Origin of the sequence: Pseudomonas sp. QLc11A (assembly GCF_052112305.1) — a bacterium.
Lineage (GTDB): Bacteria > Pseudomonadota > Gammaproteobacteria > Pseudomonadales > Pseudomonadaceae > Aquipseudomonas > Aquipseudomonas laurylsulfatiphila.
The window spans coordinates 49788-64471 of record NZ_JAVAJJ010000012.1; the positions used below are offsets into that span (position 1 = coordinate 49788).

A 14684-nucleotide genomic window follows, 5' to 3' on the forward strand; every position below is an offset into this window, starting at 1 on the left:
CATCGCGAGCAAGCTCGCTCCCACAGGGTTTTGCGGCACGCCCAGTATTATCGAAGGCAAAAAAAATCCCCGTATCTTTCGATACGAGGATTTTTAATATGGTCGGGGTAAGGGGATTCGAACTCCTGACATCCTGCTCCCAAAGCAGGCGCGCTACCGGACTGCGCTATACCCCGGTAAAAAAAAGGCACCTTTGAAAGGCGCCTTCTGCGAACAGAGCTTTTGGCGTCTGATCTTAAGATTCGATTCCAGCGCAAACTGGTTTCAAAAATGGTGGGTCGTGTGGGATTCGAACCTACGACCAATTGGTTAAAAGCCAACTGCTCTACCAACTGAGCTAACGACCCAAATATGGTCGGGGTAAGGGGATTCGAACTCCTGACATCCTGCTCCCAAAGCAGGCGCGCTACCGGACTGCGCTATACCCCGGTTTGAAATTGGCTCCGTGACCAGGACTCGAACCTGGGACCCAATGATTAACAGTCATTTGCTCTACCGACTGAGCTATCACGGAACTACACATTTCAATTTACAACTTTGAAGCTTTACTGCGTTCTCTTCGACCCGTTCGCATCGCTGCGTTCGTGTGTCTGAGGCGCGCTATTCTACAATCTTCAGCACCTCTGTCAACCCCCTAAATTGCTTTCAAGTTAATGATTTGCAACTTATTTTGGATTCCTGCTTGGGGAGCGGAAACCCTGGCGGGTGACTGACTGCGGGGCGCACTTTACAAGCCTTTTCCTTTGAGTTCAACAGCCTAACGAAAAAAAGGCCTCGTTATGCGAGGCCTTTTCGATTTTGTTGCCGTTAAGGATCAGACAAAGACGATTTCGTCGTTTTCCACCACACCGTGAGCGGTATCGCCCGGCATGAATCGACCAGACAGAATCAACTGCGCCAGCGGGTTCTCGATCCAGCGCTGGATCGCGCGCTTGAGCGGCCGTGCGCCGTACACCGGGTCGTAACCGACCGCGATCAGCTTGTCCATGGCTTCAGGGCTGAGCTCAAGCTTCAGCTCGCGCTCGGTCAGGCGGCTACGCAGACGGCCCAACTGGATCTCGGTAATGCCGGCGATCTGATCCCGCGCCAACGGCTCGAAAATTACCACTTCATCGACCCGGTTGATGAACTCCGGCCGGAAGTGGCTGGAAATCGCATCCATCACCGCCGCGCGCTGCGCCTCACGGTCACCGACCAGTTCCTGGATCTGCACTGACCCCAGGTTGGAGGTCATGACAATCACAGTGTTCTTGAAATCCACCGTGCGGCCATGGCTGTCGGTCAAACGGCCGTCTTCGAGCACTTGCAGCAAGATGTTGAACACATCCGGGTGCGCCTTCTCGACTTCGTCCATGAGGATCACCGAATACGGCTTGCGACGTACAGCCTCGGTCAGGTAACCGCCCTCTTCATACCCCACGTAGCCCGGTGGCGCACCGATCAGGCGAGCCACGGAGTGTTTCTCCATGAACTCGGACATGTCGATCCGCACCATCGCCTCTTCGGTATCAAAGAGGAATTCGGCCAACGCCTTGCACAGCTCGGTTTTACCGACACCGGTCGGGCCGAGGAACATGAACGAACCACTCGGACGATTCGGGTCGGACAACCCGGCGCGCGAACGCCGCACCGCGTTGGAAACGGCCACCACCGCTTCATCCTGGCCGATCACACGCTGGTGCAACAGGCTTTCCATCTTCATCAGCTTGTCGCGCTCGCCTTCGAGCATTTTCGACACCGGAATACCGGTCCACTTCGACACGACTTCGGCGATCTCTTCTTCAGTCACCTTGCTGCGCAGCAACTGGTTTTCGGCTTTTCCATGCTGATCGACCATTTGCAGGCTGCGCTCCAGGTCCGGGATCACCCCGTACTGCAATTCGGCCATGCGGTTCAGGTCGCCTTTGCGGCGGGCTGCCTCCAGCTCCTGACGGGACTGTTCGATTTTCTGCTGGATCTGCGCAGAACCCTGGACTTCGGCTTTCTCCGAGTTCCAGATTTCTTCGAGATCCGAGTACTCACGCTCATGACGAGCGATTTCTTCCTGCAATTTTTCCAGACGCTTCTTCGCCGCGTCGTCGCTTTCTTTCTTCAGCGCCTGGGATTCCACCTTCAGCTGAATCAGGCGACGCTCCAGACGGTCCAGCACTTCGGGCTTGGAGTCGATCTCCATGCGGATGCGGCTGGCGGCTTCGTCGATCAGGTCGATGGCCTTGTCCGGCAACTGCCGGTCAGTGATGTAGCGATGACTGAGCTTGGCCGCCGCAATGATCGCGCCGTCAGTGATGGCCACCTTGTGGTGAACCTCATAACGCTCTTTGAGGCCACGCAGGATGGCGATGGTGTCTTCTTCGCTCGGCTCGTCCACCAGCACTTTCTGGAAACGTCGCTCGAGAGCGGCGTCCTTCTCTATGTATTGGCGGTATTCGTTCAGCGTGGTGGCGCCCACGCAGTGCAACTCACCGCGGGCCAGGGCCGGCTTGAGCATGTTGCCCGCATCCATCGAGCCTTCGCCTTTACCGGCGCCGACCATGGTGTGCAGTTCGTCGATGAACAGGATGATCTGCCCTTCCTGCTTCGACAGTTCATTGAGCAGGGATTTCAGGCGCTCTTCGAACTCACCACGATACTTCGCACCGGCAATCAGCGCCCCCATGTCCAGGGACAACAGACGCTTGCCCTTGAGGCCATCCGGCACTTCGCCATTGATGATGCGCTGGGCCAGGCCTTCGGCGATGGCGGTTTTACCCACGCCAGGCTCACCGATCAGCACCGGGTTGTTCTTGGTACGACGTTGCAGCACCTGGATGGTCCGGCGAATTTCGTCGTCACGGCCGATCACCGGATCGAGCTTGCCGTCTTCGGCGCGCTTGGTCAGGTCGACGGTGTACTTGTCCAGGGCCTGGCGTGCTTCCTCGTGGTTCGGGTCGTTCACGGCCTCGCCACCACGCAGGTTGTTGATCGCGTTTTCCAGGGCTTTCTTGCTCACGCCCTGACCGAGCAACAGCTTGCCGAGCTTGCTGTTCTCGTCCATGGCGGCAAGCAGCACAAGCTCGCTGGAGATGAACTGGTCGCCTTTCTGCTGCGCCAGACGATCGGCCTGGTTGAGCAGGCGCGCCAGATCCTGCGACATATTCACATCGCCGGTCGGGTTCTGGATTTTCGGTAGCTGGTCGAGCTCTTTGGTCAGCTCTTTACGCAGGCTGTTGACGTCGAAGCCCACCTGCATCAACAGGGGCTTAATCGAGCCGCCCTGCTGCTCGAGCAAGGCCTGCATCAAGTGCGCCGGTTCAATGGCCGGATGATCGTGGCCGACTGCCAAGGATTGGGCATCGGACAACGCTAACTGCAATTTGCTGGTTAAACGGTCTATACGCATGGGTCACCTTCCTTTTGAGCAGGCCGGACCTATAAAACATCCTGAATGAAGAAACCTGCCAGATATCACAATAGATGCGGTCGATTCTGGGAGTTTCAAGCGTCGTGACGTTGATGCAGATCAGACAAGTCTAGCGTTCGAGCCAAACCAAGGAGGCAAACCGACCAGTGCGAGGCGCACGGCGGTAAGAAAAGAAGCGCGGATCGGTTACGGTGCAGAACCCGCCACCATAAACGGCGGTGACACCGCGAGCGGCCAGACGCAAGCGCGCCAGCCTATAGATGTCGGCCATGAACTTGCCGGGGTTTTGGCTCGGCACAAATGCCTCAGCCGCTTGCGGCAATTGCTGCACAAAGGTCTCGCGCACTTCCGGGCCGACTTCAAAGGCTTGCGGGCCGATGGCCGGGCCGAGCCAGACCAATACGTCTTCGGGCGCAACGTCCAGCGTATCGAGCGTCGCTTCCAGCACGCCTGCCGCCAACCCGCGCCAACCGGCATGGGCTGCCGCGACACGCGTCCCGGCACGGTCGCAAAACAGTGCAGGCAGGCAGTCCGCAGTCATCGCTGCGCAGGCGACACCCGGCGTTGATGTCCAGCTGGCATCAGCTGTATCCACCCGCCCCGGATCGGCATGAGCCACGACAATGCCGTGGACCTGCTGCAGCCAGGCCGGTTGAATGGAGAAATGATCGGTCAAACGACGGCGATTCTCGGCAACCGCTTCGGGGCTGTCGTCGACGTGATCGCCGAGGTTGAGGCTGTCGAACGGCGCCACACTGACGCCGCCCGCACGGGTGGTCACACAGGCTTTGACCCCGGCCGGCGCGGGCCAGTCAGGAATCAGCCAGTCACTCATCCGATGAACGCCTCGCGGTCTTGCTTGAGCAGGGTCAACAGCCAGACGAAGTCTTCCGGCAACGGCGATTCCCAGCTCATGCGCTTACCGGTGGTCGGATGATCCAGTTCCAGGAAACGCGCATGCAGCGCCTGACGCGGGAAGTTCTTCAGCGACTCGACCATGGTCGGGTTGGCGGCCGGCGGAATTCGGAAACGACCGCCGTAGGCGGGATCTCCGACTAACGGGTAGTTGATGTGCGCCATGTGCACGCGAATCTGGTGCGTACGACCGGTTTCCAGCTTCACCCGCACGTGAGTGTGGGAGCGGAAGCGCTCAAGCACGCGGTAATGGCTGACGGCTTGCTTGCCACCTTCCATCACGGCCATGCGCTGGCGTTGCTGGCCGTGACGACCGATCGGCGCGTTGATCTTGCCGCCGGCTGTCACCACACCGATCACGATGCACTCGTAGATCCGGCTGACGCTGCGGCTCTGCAACTGTGTCACCAGCTGCGTCTGCGCTTGAATGGTCTTGGCCACCACCATCAGACCGGTGGTGTCCTTGTCCAGGCGATGCACGATACCGGCGCGGGGCACATTGATGATGTCCGGCACGTGGTGCAGCAAGGCGTTGAGCAAGGTGCCGTCGGCATGACCGGCAGCCGGGTGCACCACCAGGCCCGCAGGCTTGTTGATCACCAGGATGTCGTCGTCTTCGTAGACGATGTCCAGGGCTATGTCTTGAGCGACCCATTCGCCCTGAGCTTCCTGCTCGGCAGTCAACTCAAGGATGGCGCCACCATGGACGATGTCTCGCGGGCGGATAACCGCCCCATCCACAGTCAGGCGGCCGTCTTTGATCCAGGCGGAAAGGCGCGAGCGCGAGTGCTCAGCGAATAATTGTGCGGCGACTTGATCGAGGCGTTGGCCGCCCAATTCGGACGGCACCTCTGCGCGAAGTTCAATTTTATCGGACATGCTCAGACTAGGCGTCGGCACAGCCTTTGGTTTCGGCTGCGCGCTTGTGGTTAAATACGGCGTCTTTTGCCCCGAGGCTTTTCAACGGGGCGCTCATCATAACAGGACGGCCACGCCCAAGACAGCGGCCGTCATAGGGACGCAAGCCGCCATGCAAGTGAAACACCTGCTGCTGATCGCCATCCTCGCATTGACCGCTGCTTGCTCATCGAAGGAAGTCGTAGACGAAAACCTCAGTGAAGTCGAGCTGTACCAACAGGCTCAAAATGACCTGGACAACAGTAGCTACACCTCCGCCATCGCCAAGCTGAAGGCTCTGGAGTCGCGTTATCCGTTCGGTCGCTATGCCGACCAGGCGCAACTCGAGCTCATCTACGCCAACTACAAGAACACCGAGCCGGAAGCGGCCAAGTCCGCGGCTGAGCGCTTCATTCGTCTGCACCCACAGCATCCGAACGTCGATTATGCCTACTACCTCAAGGGTCTGACTTCTTTCGACCAGGACGTCGGCCTGCTGGCGCGTTTCCTGCCGCTGGACATGACCAAGCGTGACCCGGGCGCCGCCCGCGACTCCTATAACGAGTTCGCCCAGCTGACCAGCCGCTTCCCGAACAGCCGTTACGCACCGGATGCCAAGCAGCGCATGATCTATCTGCGCAACCTGCTGGCGGCCTACGAAATTCACGTAGCCGACTACTACCTGACCCGTCAGGCCTATGTCGCGGCGGCAAACCGCGGTCGTTACGTGGTGGAAAACTTCCAGGAAACCCCTTCGGTCGGCGACGGCCTGGCAGTGATGACCGAGGCCTATCAGCGCCTGCACCTGGACGAACTGGCTGCCACCAGCCTGGAAACCCTGAAGCTCAACTACCCGAACCACCCGACGCTGGTAGACGGCCAGTTCGTGCCGACCGTGGCCGAAGCCGACAACCGTTCGTGGCTGAGCAAGGCGACCCTGGGCCTGATCGAATCCCGTCCGCCGCTGCCACCGGGCGAAACCCGCGCCAATCAGGATGTACAGAAGCAGTTCCAGGACGCCAAGGACGCGATTCCATCCGAACTCAAGCCTAAAGACGACAATGGCGACGTGATCGAAGAAGAAAATCACGAAGCGGAAGGCAACAACAGCGACCGCTCGTGGTTCAGCTACATGACCCTGGGCGTGTTCGACTGACACCTCGCGCTGTGCAAAAGGGAGACTCTCGGGTCTCCCTTTTTTATTTCAGTGCTTTATTACACTGTGCGCCTGTCAGGTCCTTGGCTAAACTGCCGGATCATCAGTCGAAAAGCAGCTCACCATGCTTCGTATATTGTTCTGGATTGCCCTGATTGCCGCTGCCGTATGGTTCTGGCGCAAGTTCAAGGGTCAGGCATCCACCCCCAGCCCCCCTGCCGAACGGGATGCGGCGCCCATGGTCCGCTGCGCCCATTGCGGTGTTCACCTGCCCCGTGACCGCGCGCTGAGCCTCGACCAGCGGTGGTATTGCAGCCAGGCTCATCTCGAGCAGGACAAGGACTCCAGCGACCGCTGACACTCTCCCGATTTGGCAACCGATCGAGGACTATCGCTGGCACCCAAGGAACTGAAAGGCATCGAGTGACGTCTGACACAGATTATTCAAGACCTCTCTCTGCGAATGAACCGGGTAATCGAAAACGTCCTGTACCTGCAGCGCCGCGCGCAAATGTCGCCGCCATGGCTTGACCTGAAATCACTGGAAATACTCCATCCCGAAGCCCCCGCCCCGTCTATCAGGGGCCTGGGGCTTTATCTGTCCGGCCAGCCGGGCGAAAGCACTCCGTCCCGCCTAGACTTCAAGGCACGCCAGGAAAGCGGCTGCTTTTGCATGACCTTTGCTCACGGACGGAACCCAGTTTGAACACGAGACCACGACAAAAAGTCTTGATCGTCGATGACGAACCAGACATACGCGAACTCCTGGAAATCACCCTGGGAAGGATGAAACTGGAGACGTTCAACGCCCGAAATGTCGTCGAAGCGCAATCGCTGCTGAAAAGCGAAACATTCGATCTCTGCCTGACCGACATGCAATTGCCGGATGGCACCGGCCTGGAATTGGTGCAGCACATCCAGCAACGTCACCCTCAGGTCCAGGTGGCGATGATCACCGCCTATGCCAGTCTCGAAACCGCTATCAATGTGCTCAAGGCCGGAGCATTCGACTTCCTGACCAAACCGGTGGACCTAACGCGCCTGCGTGAACTGGTCACCAGCGCCCTGCTGCTTCCTGCCCGCGGAGTCGACATCGATCGCCGTTTGCTGGGCGACTCATTACCCATGCGCAACCTGCGCAAGCACATCACCAAACTGGCCAACAGTCATGCGACGGTATACATCAGCGGAGAATCCGGCAGTGGCAAGGAATTGGTCGCGCGCCTGATCCATGATCAAAGCCCCCGCGCCAAGCAGCCGTTCATTGCGATCAACTGCGCGGCGATTCCCTCGGAACTGCTGGAGAGCGAGTTTTTCGGCCATCGCAAAGGCAGCTTCAGCGGCGCCATCGAAGATAAACCCGGTCTGTTCCAGACAGCTCACGGCGGCACCCTGCTCCTGGACGAAGTGGCTGACCTGCCGCTGGCAATGCAGGTCAAACTGCTACGCGCCATTCAGGAGAAAGCCGTACGCAGCGTCGGTGGGCAGCAGGAAGTGGCGGTGGATGTGCGCATTCTCTGCGCTACACACAAGGACCTTGGCGCCGAAGTCGCCGCCGGGCGATTTCGGCATGACCTTTACTACCGTTTGAATGTGATTGAACTGCGGGTGCCGCCCTTGCGCGAGCGTCGCGATGACATCGAGATGCTGACCAGCCACATACTCAAGCGCCTGGCCGCCGATACGGGTCAACCGGCAGCCAGACTCCACCCCCAAGCCCTCGATGCGCTGAAAAGCTATCGCTTCCCGGGCAATGTGCGGGAACTGGAAAATATGCTCGAACGGGCTCACACCTTGTGCGAGGACAATCAGATCGAAGCCAATGACCTGCGCCTGGCTGAAGGCAATTGCGCAGCTGAAAGTGGAATGCCGGACCTGTCCCGGATAGACAATCTGGACACCTATCTGGAAAACGTCGAGCGCCAACTGCTGCTCCAGGCCCTGGAGGAAACCCGCTGGAACCGCACGGCGGCGGCTCAGCGGTTGAATCTGTCATTCAGGTCGATGCGTTACAGGCTCAAGAAATTGGGACTGGATTGAGACTTTAAACAGATCACAGTCTTCCAGCAGGCGCATAAGGCGTCGGATCGATAATCGGCGTACGGCCCAGCATCACATCGGCAAACAACTGACATGACGCCGGCGCCAACACCAGTCCGTTACGGTAATGCCCACAGTTGAGCCAGAGCCCGTCAAACCCCGGCACCGGGCCGATATAGGGAATGCCCTCGGGTGATCCCGGGCGCAATCCGGCCCAGTGCCCCACCACTTCGGCATCGGCCAGTGCCGGGATCAATTCCACCGCCGACGCTTTCAGGCTCTCCAGTGCCGCCCCGGTCGGTGTCTTGTCAAAACCTTCATGCTCCAGCGTACTGCCGATCAGTATGTGTCCGTCGCGCCGGGGAATCGCATAACGGCCCTTGGCCAGGACCATGCTTGGCAGGAAGTCCGCCGCGCACTTGTAGAGAATCATCTGCCCTTTCACCGGCTCGACCGGCAGCGTCAGATCAAGACGCTTGAGCAACTCACCGCTCCAGGCCCCCGCCGTCAGGACGACTTGATCGCCGAGAACAGCACCTGTGGCGGTCTGCACGCCGACCACTTTGTTGCCGTCACGAACAAACCCGCTGACTTCGCACTGCTCATGGATCGTCACGTTCGGCAGCGCCAGCAACGCGACCTTGAGCGACTTCACCAGACGCGGGTTACGCACGTTGGCGACGTCGGCCATGTAGATCGCCCGGGAAAAACCGCTGCCCAGCACTGGCACGGCGTCGTGTGCCGCCGAGATATCCACGGCACTCAACGGACGATGTTCCCGGGCGGCCCATGCCAGCGCTTGGGCCTCGTCATCCAGATCCAGCCAATACAGACCGGTGGTATGCACTTCAGGATCAACACCGGTGGCGGCAAACAAGCGCTCGCCCAGTTGTGGATAAAAGTCCTGGGACCAGTGAGCCAGCGCGGTGACCGCCGGGCTGTAGCGCCACGGGTAAAGCGGCGAAACGATGCCGCCACCAGCCCAGGACGACTCCTGACCGACGTTCGAGCGATCCAGCAGCACAACGCTTTGCACTTCGGAGGCGAGATTGAAGGCCGTCAGCAAGCCAATCACCCCACCGCCGACAATCACCACTTGCTGTTGCCTGGTCATGTTCTGATCCAATCGTTAAATAGACAGAGGGTGCAAAAGGCACCCGAAAAAGAAACTCAGCGCCCCCAGCAATCTTTGCTGGTCAGGCCGGACTTCGCATTGACCATACCCAGTACACCGGTGTTGGTGATGGTCAGATCACCGCATTTGTCAGTGGCCATGCTTGAGCCGGCCTTGCGTACCGCCGTCAGCAGAAAAGTCTGGTCGGTCAGGGCTGGAGTGATGCTGTAGTAGTCATTGCCGGCGCTGAGGCCCGTCGCATCGGTGTAGACATTTTTCTGCGAGTAGAAGCGCTCCAGCAGCTGCGCCTGCTCCGAAAGCAGACCAGCGACTTCCGCGCGACGGCCCTTGTTCAGGTACTCGGTGAAACTCGGGGCGGCAATAGTCATGACAATCCCGATGATCGCAATCACGATCATGATTTCGATCAGGGTAAAACCGCGGTTGGAACTACGCATGCCTCAACTCTCACTTACTGTATTTGTCGCCACATGATGCGACGGCTGCCGCCGGATTTTTCCATCCCCGGCGTATCGTCGCCAGTGGAATCGTTCACGCCCCCGCCATTATCACCGGCGTCCTGGGTCGAATGCTCTCCGACAAAGATTACGCCATCAGACAGCGTGTCGATGTTGTCGACCACTCCATCGGCGTTGCTGTCGAGCATCTTAACGCTGATCGCTTCGGGCAGCTTCAGGCAGACTGCTTGCAAGCCCTGATTGCCATGATAGAAACCGTACCAGTTACCATTCGACAGACAGGTTGGCCGGTTCAGCGCTGGCGAATCCGATGGCGTGGCTGCATGCGCCGACATCGACAGGTCAAGCGCGACAACGACGCCGAGCAGGTGTGACCATAACCTGACTGGTCGCTCAGTACTTCGCATAGATACTCTCCACCACACTGCGCGAATGCCCCGCGATGCCGACTGCCGTTACCCGATACAAGGTCGCCGGGGTATTGATTGGCACATTCACCGCCTTCTTGCTGACACCGATGTTTTGCACGCCATAAAAACCCTTGCCCGATGCAATCCAGGTCACTCCGGAAGTGGCGTTGAAGCCGGCTGCGGTAATGGTCGAGGACTCGGACGGTGGTGCACATTGAACGATGCCGCTGCAAACAGGTAGCGCATAACTGTCCCGTTGCACTCCACTCTCGCCCACCCGCAATGCTGCCTCGGCGCTCTGGAACGACTGGTTGTGCAAGGCGACGCTACCGGCCATTTTTTCCTGCAGGGTCGCACTCTGCATCGAGGAAAGACCAATCAGCGTCAGCAAGAGCAAGAACACCAGACTGACCAGCAGCGCCATGCCGCGCTGGGTGTAATACGTCTCGGGAGAACGACTCAATGGTATCTCCTCATGGCAAGCGGTTGCGCAGAGCGGCAACCACGTTGAAGGTTTGATCGCTCACCCGGCGACTCGGATCGGTGAGGGTCAGGCTCAGGCGTACGCTACGAATCAGCGCGGGGTCCGGCGGGTTGCTGCTGTAGCGGGATGCAGCCAGATCAGTGGCCGTGCTGGCCAAGCCGAAGCTCACGTCGAAAGCGCGGACGTTATCCACCAATACCTGGGGTGCTGCGGCCCCGCCCTGCATGAGCAGTTGGTTGTTGCTGAAGCGGTAAGTCAGACGCCGGATCGGAAATGCCTGCTGCCCTGCCGCTGGCGACCGGCCTTCGCTGTAGGCCGTCGAACTGTTTCGACAATCGGAAAGCACGGTCCAGTCCGGTTTGTCGCCATTACCGCCGACATCCGCCATAACCAGCGTCAAACTGCGACTGCCATTGTCCCAACGGATCGGCGTTGTGCGACTGGCATGGAAATCACCTTTCTCACTTGAATCAGTGATCGTTTCCAGACAACCGAACATCCCGACCATGCGGATTTCCTTAATCATTTTGCTCAACACGAAACGTGCATCCTCCTGCATGTTCGCGGCCGCATTCTGACTGAGATAGGTGTTCTTGGCCGCGATGAAAACCTGCACCACGCCCAGCACCACGATCAGGCTCAATGCCAGGGCGATCAGCAACTCGACCAGGCCAAAGCCTCTGCTACGCCGACTCACGGGATCACCACCGGATCAATGGCCGTCCGGCTGCTCAGGACAAAGCTGCGCCGAGAGTCGGCAGCATTGGCAGCCCGTGAGTCGTCCCAGGTGATCGTGATGGTGTACACCTGCTGATTGACAGTGACACTGCCGGTCGCGGATGCACCGAGCGAGCTGACAATATTGGCGTTGAAGTCAAACAGGTCCTGATCCCGGGCAACGTCCGGATTGCCCGAAGCCGGAGGCGCAATGGTGTAGTCCGCAGCGGCATTGGCGCGAATGCGGTCCAGCATGTCGTAGGCGATAAAACTGGCCTGACTGGTCATGCGCGCGCTGTCCGTGTACTTCAGCGCATTGAGCTGAAACGCCGCTGCGCCCAGCAACCCCACTCCCAGAATGACTAACGCCACCAGGACTTCGACCAGCGTCATGCCCTCCTGCGAGCCTTGCATCCCTGCTCTCATCCGCAACGTCCACCCAATAGAATTCGGCCGTTCAAACACACTGTCAGCGTCCTGCTTTGTGCTCCTCGCCCATAGCTGATCACCACCTCCGAGGACGGTGATGACAATCCGCCCAGACTGTTGAAATCGATGGCAGTGACGCCAGAGGTTAGCGCCAGAGTTGCGCCGTTGCTCATCGCCGGAACAACCCGCAATACATTGGCCAAAGCGCCAGTACCGTCGTAAATCGCCAGCTCCCCACTCCAGACCTCCCCGCCGGCTGTCGGCCGCACACGCGTGGTATTGCCCCGATCGATGGCTTCGAGCCGGGCAACATTCAACGCTCGTTTCAGGTCCGCGATTTCGGTATCAGCCCTGGTTGTCTGCGTCGAGCGGGTAAACGCCGGGACGGCCATAGTCAGCAGGATCAGAAGAATCGCGAGCGCGACCAGCAACTCGATCAGCGTGAAACCTTTTGTACGATGCTCCATCGGGCCCTTCTGTTTCCTTCGGCTATACCTGCTGTTGCGCAGCACAACGTTCGAACGATGCTGTGCGTTGCCATTTCTCGCGCACGGATTGCGCGAGCCACAGCACGCCACGGAGGGAAATATCATGCGACAACACGGCTTCAGCCTGATCGAACTGCTCATGGGACTGGCAATTACAGGAATTGTTCTGCTTCTGGTCACTCCGGCGTTCGCAACGCTGATCGAGTCGAACCAAAGACAGCAAGCGGCGCAGGCTCTTTTCAGTGGTATTCGCACCGCCCGGAGCGAAGCCATCGTCCGCAACCAGGCCGTGGTGATTCACGGCATCAATGGCGACTGGAGCCAAGGCTGGCGGATGATCCTGGATATCAGCGGCAAAGGGGAGATGGACAGCGACAATCCACTGCTGGCCGAACGCCAGAGCGGCGCACGCGTGTCGATTGCGGGGAACGGTTCGGTCGAAAGCTCAATACGATTCAGAGGTCAGGGCGAAGCACTGATTGGAGGGACGTTACACATTTGCGCGGTTCGCGAACCGGTAAGCCAACATCAAGTGGTGTTGGCACGGACCGGTCGCGTCAGCCTGCGCAACGACAAGGTTGAGCAGGCGTTATGCGAAAAAAGGACTGAATTCAGAGCAACGAGCGAACGCGCAGTTCTTTAGGCATCGAGAACGTGATGTTCTCCTCGCGACCCGCCAGCTCATCGGCACCGGTGGCACCCCAGGCCTGCAACTGCTGGATCACGCCGCGCACCAGGACTTCCGGGGCGGATGCGCCAGCGGTGATGCCAATACGCTCGACGCCGTCGAACCAGCTCTTTTGCAGGTCTTCGGCACCGTCGATCAGGTAGGCCGGAGTGGACATGCGCTCTGCCAGCTCGCGCAAGCGATTGGAGTTGGAGCTGTTCGGACTGCCGACTACCAGCACCACGTCGCACTCATCGGCCAATTGTTTGACCGCGTCCTGACGGTTTTGCGTGGCGTAGCAAATGTCGTCCTTGCGCGGTCCACCGATGGCCGGGAAGCGCGAACGCAGAGCGTCGATAACGCGACTGGTATCGTCCATCGACAAGGTGGTCTGGGTCACGAAGGCGAGCTTTTCAGGGTTGTTCACCTGCAACGCCGCGACATCTTTCTCGTCTTCGACCAGGTAGATCGCGCCACCGTTGCTGGCATCGTACTGGCCCATAGTGCCTTCGACTTCCGGGTGACCGGCGTGGCCGATGAGAATGCACTCTCGGCCGTCACGGCTGTAACGCGCCACTTCGATGTGAACTTTGGTCACCAACGGGCACGTAGCATCGAACACCTTCAGCCCGCGGCCAGCCGCTTCGCTGCGCACGGCCTGGGAAACGCCATGTGCACTGAAGATCACAATGACGTCGTCCGGCACCTGATCCAGCTCTTCGACAAAGATCGCGCCACGGGAGCGCAGGTCTTCGACGACAAATTTGTTGTGGACCACTTCGTGGCGTACGTAGATCGGCGGCCCGAAGACTTCCAGGGCGCGGTTGACGATTTCGATCGCCCGGTCCACACCGGCGCAGAAGCCACGGGGGTTGGCGAGTTTGATTTGCATGCTGTGCCTCGTGTCTTGCGCGCGAAATATTGGATCACTGCAATCCCTGTGGAAGCGGGCTTGCCCGCGATGAGGGCCTGACAGCCAACTTTGATGTCGGCTGATGTACCGCTATCGCGGGCAAGCCCGCTCCCACAGTGGTCTGCTTTGTTTCTTACAACGCTTTGACGGAAATGATTTCCACGTCAAAGGTCAGCGTCTTGCCCGCCAGCGGGTGGTTGAAGTCGATGGTCACTTGCGCGTCGTCGAACTCTTTCACCACGCCCGGCAGTTCAGTATTGGCCGCATCGTTGAAGATCACCAGCAAACCCGGCGACAGTTCCATGTCTGCAAACTGCGAGCGCGGAATGATCTGCACGTTTTGCGGGTTCGGCTGGCCGAAGGCGTTTTCCGGCTCGATGCTCAGTGTACGCTTGTCACCGGCCTTGAAACCGAACAGGGCTGCTTCGAAACCCGGCAACAGGTTGCCGTCACCGACCTTGAAGGTCGCAGGGGCTTTGTCGAAGGTGCTGTCCACCGTGTCGCCATTCTCCAGGCGCAATGCGAAATGCAAGGTGACTTCCGTGTTCTGGCCGATGCGTTGCTCAGCCAATACC

The 14684-nt window shown here is 59.2% G+C and carries 16 protein-coding genes, 4 tRNA genes and 1 pseudogene; 5 read left to right on the top strand and 16 right to left on the bottom strand.

Features of this window, described 5'->3' with window-relative positions:
• Positions 1 to 99: 99 nt before the first annotated feature.
• The 7 genes from Q8X48_RS17985 to rluD form a co-directional block, all read right to left on the bottom strand.
• Positions 100 to 176 (bottom strand) — tRNA-Pro (locus Q8X48_RS17985).
• A 95-nt stretch (positions 177 to 271) separates the two neighbouring features.
• A tRNA-Lys gene (locus Q8X48_RS17990) sits at positions 272 to 347 on the bottom strand.
• A gap of 5 nt (positions 348 to 352) precedes the next feature.
• Positions 353 to 429 (bottom strand) — tRNA-Pro (locus Q8X48_RS17995).
• 9 nt (positions 430 to 438) lie between these two features.
• Positions 439 to 514: transfer RNA gene (locus Q8X48_RS18000), tRNA-Asn, on the bottom strand.
• Between the two features lie 300 nt (positions 515 to 814).
• Positions 815 to 3379 (bottom strand): ATP-dependent chaperone ClpB, encoded by a 2565-nt coding sequence (gene clpB, locus Q8X48_RS18005; RefSeq protein WP_015096877.1) that lies wholly within the window; start codon positions 3377 to 3379, stop codon positions 815 to 817.
• A 130-nt stretch (positions 3380 to 3509) separates the two neighbouring features.
• Positions 3510 to 4235, bottom strand: a complete 726-nt coding sequence (gene pgeF, locus Q8X48_RS18010; RefSeq protein WP_126047606.1) for a peptidoglycan editing factor PgeF — start codon at positions 4233 to 4235, stop codon at positions 3510 to 3512.
• Positions 4232 to 5194, bottom strand: coding sequence for a 23S rRNA pseudouridine(1911/1915/1917) synthase RluD (rluD, locus tag Q8X48_RS18015; protein WP_007990414.1), 963 nt, complete (start codon positions 5192 to 5194; stop codon positions 4232 to 4234). Before rluD ends, pgeF begins: the two co-directional genes overlap by 4 nt.
• Before the next feature lie 151 nt (positions 5195 to 5345).
• Between rluD and Q8X48_RS18020 the strand changes: the two genes are divergently transcribed.
• From Q8X48_RS18020 to Q8X48_RS18035, 4 genes and pseudogenes are all read left to right on the top strand, one after another.
• Positions 5346 to 6368 carry an outer membrane protein assembly factor BamD gene (locus Q8X48_RS18020; protein WP_015096879.1) on the top strand — a complete coding sequence of 341 codons (1023 nt, stop codon included), beginning with the start codon at positions 5346 to 5348 and terminating at the stop codon, positions 6366 to 6368.
• Positions 6369 to 6492: 124 nt separating this feature from the next.
• On the top strand, positions 6493 to 6726 hold the full coding sequence (locus Q8X48_RS18025) for a PP0621 family protein (protein ID WP_407802421.1): 234 nt from the start codon (positions 6493 to 6495) through the stop codon (positions 6724 to 6726).
• Positions 6727 to 6795: 69 nt separating this feature from the next.
• Positions 6796 to 7074: pseudogene (locus Q8X48_RS18030) on the top strand (hypothetical protein); the annotation flags it as partial.
• On the top strand, positions 7071 to 8408 hold the full coding sequence (locus Q8X48_RS18035; protein WP_126047612.1) for a sigma-54-dependent transcriptional regulator: 1338 nt from the start codon (positions 7071 to 7073) through the stop codon (positions 8406 to 8408). The pseudogene Q8X48_RS18030 and the gene Q8X48_RS18035, both read left to right, overlap by 4 nt.
• 13 nt (positions 8409 to 8421) lie before the next feature.
• On the opposite strand, the gene thiO is transcribed toward Q8X48_RS18035, so the two are convergent.
• The 7 genes from thiO to Q8X48_RS18070 are packed head-to-tail and all read right to left on the bottom strand — an operon-like array spanning position 8422 to position 12508.
• A complete protein-coding gene (thiO, locus tag Q8X48_RS18040) occupies positions 8422 to 9522 on the bottom strand; it encodes a glycine oxidase ThiO (RefSeq protein WP_407802422.1) in 1101 nt (366 codons plus the stop codon).
• A 56-nt stretch (positions 9523 to 9578) separates the two neighbouring features.
• A complete protein-coding gene (locus Q8X48_RS18045) occupies positions 9579 to 9980 on the bottom strand; it encodes a type IV pilin protein (protein WP_007970514.1) in 402 nt (133 codons plus the stop codon).
• Between the two features lie 14 nt (positions 9981 to 9994).
• A complete protein-coding gene (locus tag Q8X48_RS18050; RefSeq protein ID WP_407802423.1) occupies positions 9995 to 10408 on the bottom strand; it encodes a hypothetical protein in 414 nt (137 codons plus the stop codon).
• Positions 10395 to 10835: a pilus assembly PilX family protein gene (locus Q8X48_RS18055; protein WP_015096883.1), complete on the bottom strand. Its 441-nt coding sequence runs from the start codon at positions 10833 to 10835 to the stop codon at positions 10395 to 10397. Before Q8X48_RS18055 ends, Q8X48_RS18050 begins: the two co-directional genes overlap by 14 nt.
• Positions 10836 to 10884: 49 nt before the next feature.
• The gene (locus Q8X48_RS18060) at positions 10885 to 11592 is read right to left on the bottom strand and encodes a PilW family protein (RefSeq protein ID WP_407802424.1); all 708 of its coding nucleotides are present in this window, start codon (positions 11590 to 11592) and stop codon (positions 10885 to 10887) included.
• Complete coding sequence (gene pilV / locus Q8X48_RS18065; protein ID WP_015096885.1) at positions 11589 to 12038, bottom strand: type IV pilus modification protein PilV; 450 nt, start codon at positions 12036 to 12038, stop codon at positions 11589 to 11591. The genes Q8X48_RS18060 and pilV overlap by 4 nt, the downstream gene beginning before the upstream one ends.
• Positions 12035 to 12508, bottom strand: coding sequence for a GspH/FimT family pseudopilin (locus tag Q8X48_RS18070; RefSeq protein WP_407802425.1), 474 nt, complete (start codon positions 12506 to 12508; stop codon positions 12035 to 12037). Before Q8X48_RS18070 ends, pilV begins: the two co-directional genes overlap by 4 nt.
• Before the next feature lie 124 nt (positions 12509 to 12632).
• On the opposite strand from Q8X48_RS18070, the gene Q8X48_RS18075 reads away from it, so the two are divergent.
• Positions 12633 to 13172, top strand: a complete 540-nt coding sequence (locus Q8X48_RS18075; protein WP_095965649.1) for a GspH/FimT family pseudopilin — start codon at positions 12633 to 12635, stop codon at positions 13170 to 13172.
• Here Q8X48_RS18075 and ispH read toward each other — a convergent pair.
• Positions 13141 to 14088, bottom strand: a complete 948-nt coding sequence (gene ispH, locus Q8X48_RS18080; protein ID WP_015096888.1) for a 4-hydroxy-3-methylbut-2-enyl diphosphate reductase — start codon at positions 14086 to 14088, stop codon at positions 13141 to 13143. The two genes, Q8X48_RS18075 and ispH, sit on opposite strands and share 32 nt — an antisense overlap.
• A gap of 154 nt (positions 14089 to 14242) precedes the next feature.
• Positions 14243 to 14680 (bottom strand): FKBP-type peptidyl-prolyl cis-trans isomerase, encoded by a 438-nt coding sequence (fkpB, locus tag Q8X48_RS18085; protein WP_172435717.1) that lies wholly within the window; start codon positions 14678 to 14680, stop codon positions 14243 to 14245.
• Positions 14681 to 14684: the final 4 nt, after the last annotated feature.